This is a genomic window from Deltaproteobacteria bacterium, assembly GCA_019310525.1.
Lineage (GTDB): Bacteria > Desulfobacterota > DSM-4660 > Desulfatiglandales > HGW-15 > JAFDEE01.
Window position 1 is genome coordinate 1 of the sequence record JAFDEE010000133.1, and the last position, 5192, is coordinate 5192.

The following is a 5192-nucleotide window of genomic DNA, read 5'->3' on the forward strand; positions in this document are numbered from 1 at the left end:
TAGATCATAGACGGTATGGCTCGATCGACGATAATTCTCCATACCGCAAGCTTACTGAAGTCTTCGCCTAAAGGCGAGGGTTTTTCTCCCATTCCCCGAATGGGACAATAAAAGGATCTCATCAAAATTTTGAAACGCTCAGTTTAGGAAAAAAGCAACATGGGGGGGAAACTTTACTGAAGAACCCGCCCCATGCGATTTGTGCCGGTATTTAACCCAGGTTATGCAGTTTTCAAGTTTGCCGAAGATGCAAGGCGGTAAGGTGCAAAGACGTACTCTCAGTACTTCGAGCGCCTTACAACGCAGCAGATCCGGCAAAATCGGCAATCCCGAAGGGTGACAAATTTTGAATAAATTTGATGTTTCCTGACTGCCCCTTTAAAGTGAATGTAATCTGGCTTGGGAACATGCCCAACAACCCATAATGATTAAAAAATTGATATCCTTCAAAATTTGTCATGTATAATCTGGATTTAAGAATGACACAAAACTAAGCCACAAAATCGCAATTTTCAACTATTTTCGGTCGCGATCGGGCGATTTTTTTAAAAAACTTCTATCGCCCTTAAAAGAAAAACTCCGCCCTCCCCTTGCCGGCCGGCCTGTAACACACCGGAAATAGCCGGCACTGCGGGTGAGCGGAGTTCGAATGGAAAAGGGGGCCCGGGCTAGGCCTTTTTCATAGCCTCCAAAAGCCTCTCGGGTGTTATCGGTATACGCCTGACCCGAGCACCCGTAGCATTGAAGATCGCGTTGGCTACAGCCGGGGCCGTGGGCGGGACGCCGGGTTCTCCAATTCCTCCGATCTTGTCGTTGCTTTTGATAATGTGGACTTCGATGTCTGGTACTTCCGTGATCCGGATCGGGCTGTAGTCATCGAAGTTGGCCGATTCCACACCGCCCTTCGAAAACTTGACCTCTTCCCTCAGGACGGTACTCAAGGCAATGGTAGCGGCCCCCTCGATCTGGGTCTTTATGTTGAAAGGATGGACTGCCGGTCCGCAATCCACTGCTATGACCAACCGATGCACCTTGAAGGTCCCCTCTCTTTTGTTGACCGATACCTCCGCAACCTGGGCCACATAGGTGCCGAAACAGGAGTGCTGGGCGATCCCCCGTCCCATCCCTTCCGGAAGGGGTCTGCCCCACCCGGCCTTCTCTGCAACGGTTTCAAGGACCCTTCGGGGCCGCTTGTTATTTTTCAGGTGGGCCAGGCGGAACTCAAGGGGGTCCTTCCCCACGGCATGGGCCAGTTCATCTATAAAAGACTCTATAACAAAGGCGTTAGGGCCGTTCTGGACGGATCGCCATGGAGCAACGGGAATCGGAAGTTTTGAGATCAGAAACTCGATGTAAAGATTCGGGATTTCGTACATGATCCGGTTGTTATGGGGGGATTTCGGGAAATCCGCCAGACCCCACAGGCTCATGAAATCGACGCCGTTCTGGATTCCCTTGGGATTGATGTCTTTCAGGATGGACGGGCTTACGGTCTTGTGAGACCACGCGATCACTTGCCCTTTGTCATCCAGTCCGGCCTCGATCCTATGGGACATGGCCGCACGGAATGCATCGTACTTGATATCTTCTTCCCTGGTCCATACCACTTTCACCGGCTTTCCAAGGGCTTTCCCGATGATCAGGGCCTCCACGATGAAGTCAGGTCGACCGCGCCTGCCCAGGCCGCACCCCAAAAAGGTGGTATGCACGTTGACTTTATCCTTGGGCAACCCGGTGATCTTGGAAGCGATGGCCTGGGGAACGGTCTGGCCCTGGGTCGGTGCCCAGATGTCGCACCCGTCTGAACGTACGTGAACCGTGCAGTTCATGGGTTCCATGGTGGCATGGGCCACAAAGGGAACAAAGTATATGGCTTTGACCTTGCTCTTGGCTCCTTTGAGGGCCGCCTCGACATCGCCGGTACTCACTGCCTTGGACCCAGGCTTGTCCAAGTCCTCCATCAGGCTTCTTTCTATGTACTCGTTGTCCATTAGGGGGATCGTCCCCGGGCCCCATTTGACCTTGAGAGCATCCCTTCCAGCCCATGCTGCATCGAGTGACTCGGCACACACCGCGACGCCTTGGGGAATCTCTAGGACCTTCTTGACCCCCTTTACCGCCTCTGCGGCCTTCCGGTCAAAGGAGACAGGCTTGGCGCCATAAGCCGGCGGACGTGCGATGACGGCATAATGCAGGCCGGGCAGTGAGAAATCCAATCCATAAACGGCCTTACCGCTTACTTTATCCGGGATGTCCATACGGGGGATCTTCTTGCCGATAAATTTGAACTCCTTTTCCTTTTTCAAGGGAGGATTTTCAGGCACCTTAAGCTTGGCCGCTTCCAGGCACAACTGGCCGTACGTGAGGCTCCGATTGCTTTTCTTGTGAAAAACCTTTCCGCCGATCGCCCTGCACTCCTTTTTTGGAACCTTCCACTGCCTTGCAGCCGCCTCAAGAAGCATGGCCTGGCAGGCCGCCCCCATGGTCCTGAGCGGCATGTAAAAAGCCCGGATACTTGCGCTCGCAACGGTCAGTTGGACATGAAGAATAGGATTGATAAATTCCGGCCTGGCTTCCCCCATTCGGATCCTGACCTTTTTCCAGTCCGCCTCCAGCTCATCGGCGATGACCATGGCAAGAGACGTATGGGTCCCCTGACCCATCTCGGTGGGGCCCATGGTCAAAGTGACGATATCATCCGGTGTAATCCGGATCCAGGCGGTGGGATTGAAAGCGGCGATTTCGTCTTTCTTCATCTCCGAGGCATTCACCAGCCGGTAGCCGAAAGGGGTGACTGAAGCGATAATGGTGAGGCCGGCGGCGGCCAGGGAGTCCTTCATAAACTCTCTACGTGTCATGGCTGTTTTCATGATCCCTGCCCCTCCTCTCTCATGATCCGGATTGCCGTTTCTATGCCCCGCTTCATGCGCGCATAGGTTCCACACCTGCAAATTACATCGTCCATTGATTCAATGATTTCCTGCGGGTTTGGATTTGACCGTCCGTCGAGGAGAGCCGCAACCTGCATGATCACGCCGGGCTGGCAATACCCGCATTGAACGACCTGTTCCTTGATCCACGCCCGTTTAACAGGATGGTTATCGGGAAGCCCTTCGATGGTAGTGATCTTTTTCCCCTCCACTTCCTCTACCGTCAAGGTGCATGACCTCTCGGCCTTTCCGTCCACGTGTACCGTGCAGGAACCGCACTCCCCTATTCCACAGCCGAACTTGGTTCCCATCAGTCCCAAGTGATCCCGCAAGACCCAGAGCAATGAGCTGTCCCCGGGAACATCCAGCCTGTAATCCTTACCGTTGACATGCAAAGAAACCATGAAAAAATCCCTCCCCTTTCCTTGAAAGTTGCCCTGTACGCTATAGGTACCCCTACCTATCCATTCAATATATCGAAACGCCCTTCCCATGCGGGCTCTGTTACAGAATTTTCCTGCAAGCCGATGGTTCAGGACGGTTTTTTTTCGAAAAGGATGGATATTTCACAATTGATCAAAGAAGGAAGGAACAATCCCCCGCTTTAAAAATGCATTGAAATCAGGTGATCACCCACCTCACCTGTGTCGCGGCACGGTTGAAAAGTGCCTGTTTGTCAAGGCTGCCGGCGTGAAATGTCGTTATAAGTTGCTGAAAATACATCAAAAAGTTCGGCTTAGAAAATTCGCTGGACACGCCACAGGACTTTTAGCTCAAAATGAAGCTGCACGTAACTCTAAGGGGAAAGATCGAAAAAGAATATAATTGGACCTAAATGATTAAAAGAAATCTCATCAAAATTTTGAAACGCTCAGTTTAAGTTGAATTCTCTTAAGGAATTGGAAGGGTTCAGTACCCTACAGATATAGTCAAAAATACTATCCTTTCCCTCCCCGGTCAATAGGTTTTAATAAAGGATGAAATTTTTGTCGGACTTTTGGTTGGATGGACATGTGCAGAGGGGCATTTCCATAACAGGGTGTAGCCCATAATGCGCTTGGATGGCTTGCGGCTACTCTTAATATTCACCAAGGATGAAGAGGTCATCAAAAAAATTCTCAAACATCTTGGCCTGTGGAATATCAAGGCCAGGCCCCCGCTGAAGAGGGCAAATGCGCCACCAGTCGAGTGCCATATAGATTATTCAGATTCTCATGTTCCGCCCTGTGAGGTTTACCCGCCTTTGGAGGGATTATCTCTACTGCGATCCGGATTATCCCATTGAGACTTGTGCTTCGGCCTAAGCAGAGGTCGAGCCTCTCAAAAAAACAGCCATGAGATTCAATGGGGACGTATGTCCCCGAATATAGTCAAGGTCAAAAAAGATGGCTTTCCGAAAGGCTATCCCCTTCCCCGCTCTGCTATTCAACACAAGACTTCCCAGGCTAAAAACCCCTAAAAGGCATGAGACCATCATATATTGCGCCGCTTTCCTTCCTTGACTCACAAGGGCACTTTCTTTATATTTTTTTCCCGAAAAAGCAAGGTCTTATACTTCTTAAATTGCATGGTGAAAACAAATGACTCCAATCAAAAGGCGGGAATTTCTTGAGGCTATAAATAAGCATGAAGGGGGTGCTGATGAGATGCAAAAATATGAGGACATGACCAAAGCCGATGACCTGGCATGGATTGCTGATATTTCAGAAAAGGGTGCTGTCAACAGGCGTGATTTTTTAAAATGCGGCGGATTAGCTGCTTTGCTGGGCGGCATTGCCGCTGCGTCTAACAACTGCGCCGGCGGCTCCCTTATGTTGGGCGGAGTGGAGGAAAGCGGCCCGGTCCATTATCCAAGACTGCCAGGGCACAAGATACAGTCGCCTGAGCATTATGGATTGGAAGGGTGCATGGTGGGATATCACAACTTTGGGATATTTGGTTCTTCATTTCGATTTTCAACTCATGAAGAAATGGATAAGAAAACAATACAAGCATATATTAAATTCTACGAAAGTACTTTAAATAAGAGTCCAACAATTATGCTTTTAGGTTATCGCTGGTCAAGACTGGCTGATGGTTTGAACGACTTTCCCATTGGATTTGCAAAAGGTGCTGCTGAAGAAAGTGTGATTCCTTTCATCATTTATGATTTACAAATGGAGTCATAAATATTTAGACATCAATTAAGACATATCGACAGTAAGGGTCTTTGAAGAAGGATAGTATTATTCTCGGGACTTTCTGTAAGCGCCTCAGGCAGCC

Annotated in this window: 3 protein-coding genes; 1 reads left to right on the plus strand and 2 read right to left on the minus strand. The window is 50.0% G+C overall.

The window, feature by feature from the left end; all coding sequences use genetic code 11:
• Nucleotides 1-668: 668 nt before the first annotated feature.
• Complete coding sequence (locus JRF57_15945) at nt 669-2870, minus strand: xanthine dehydrogenase family protein molybdopterin-binding subunit (GenBank protein ID MBW2305190.1); 2202 nt, start codon at nt 2868-2870, stop codon at nt 669-671.
• A complete protein-coding gene (locus JRF57_15950) occupies nt 2867-3334 on the minus strand; it encodes a (2Fe-2S)-binding protein (protein MBW2305191.1) in 468 nt (155 codons plus the stop codon). Before JRF57_15950 ends, JRF57_15945 begins: the two co-directional genes overlap by 4 nt.
• A 1176-nt stretch (nt 3335-4510) precedes the next feature.
• On the opposite strand from JRF57_15950, the gene JRF57_15955 reads away from it, so the two are divergent.
• Nucleotides 4511-5098 (plus strand): hypothetical protein, encoded by a 588-nt coding sequence (locus tag JRF57_15955; GenBank protein MBW2305192.1) that lies wholly within the window; start codon nt 4511-4513, stop codon nt 5096-5098.
• The last annotated feature ends 94 nt before the right edge of the window (nt 5099-5192 follow it).

What these genes read in the sequence shown, in the direction of transcription:
- JRF57_15945 (MBW2305190.1), bottom strand. Translation starts at nt 2,870, where the DNA reads ATGAAAACAGCCATGACACGTAGAGAGTTTATGAAGGACTCCCTGGCC.
- JRF57_15950 (MBW2305191.1), bottom strand. Translation starts at nt 3,334, where the DNA reads ATGGTTTCTTTGCATGTCAACGGTAAGGATTACAGGCTGGATGTTCCC.
- JRF57_15955 (MBW2305192.1), top strand. Translation starts at nt 4,511, where the DNA reads ATGACTCCAATCAAAAGGCGGGAATTTCTTGAGGCTATAAATAAGCAT.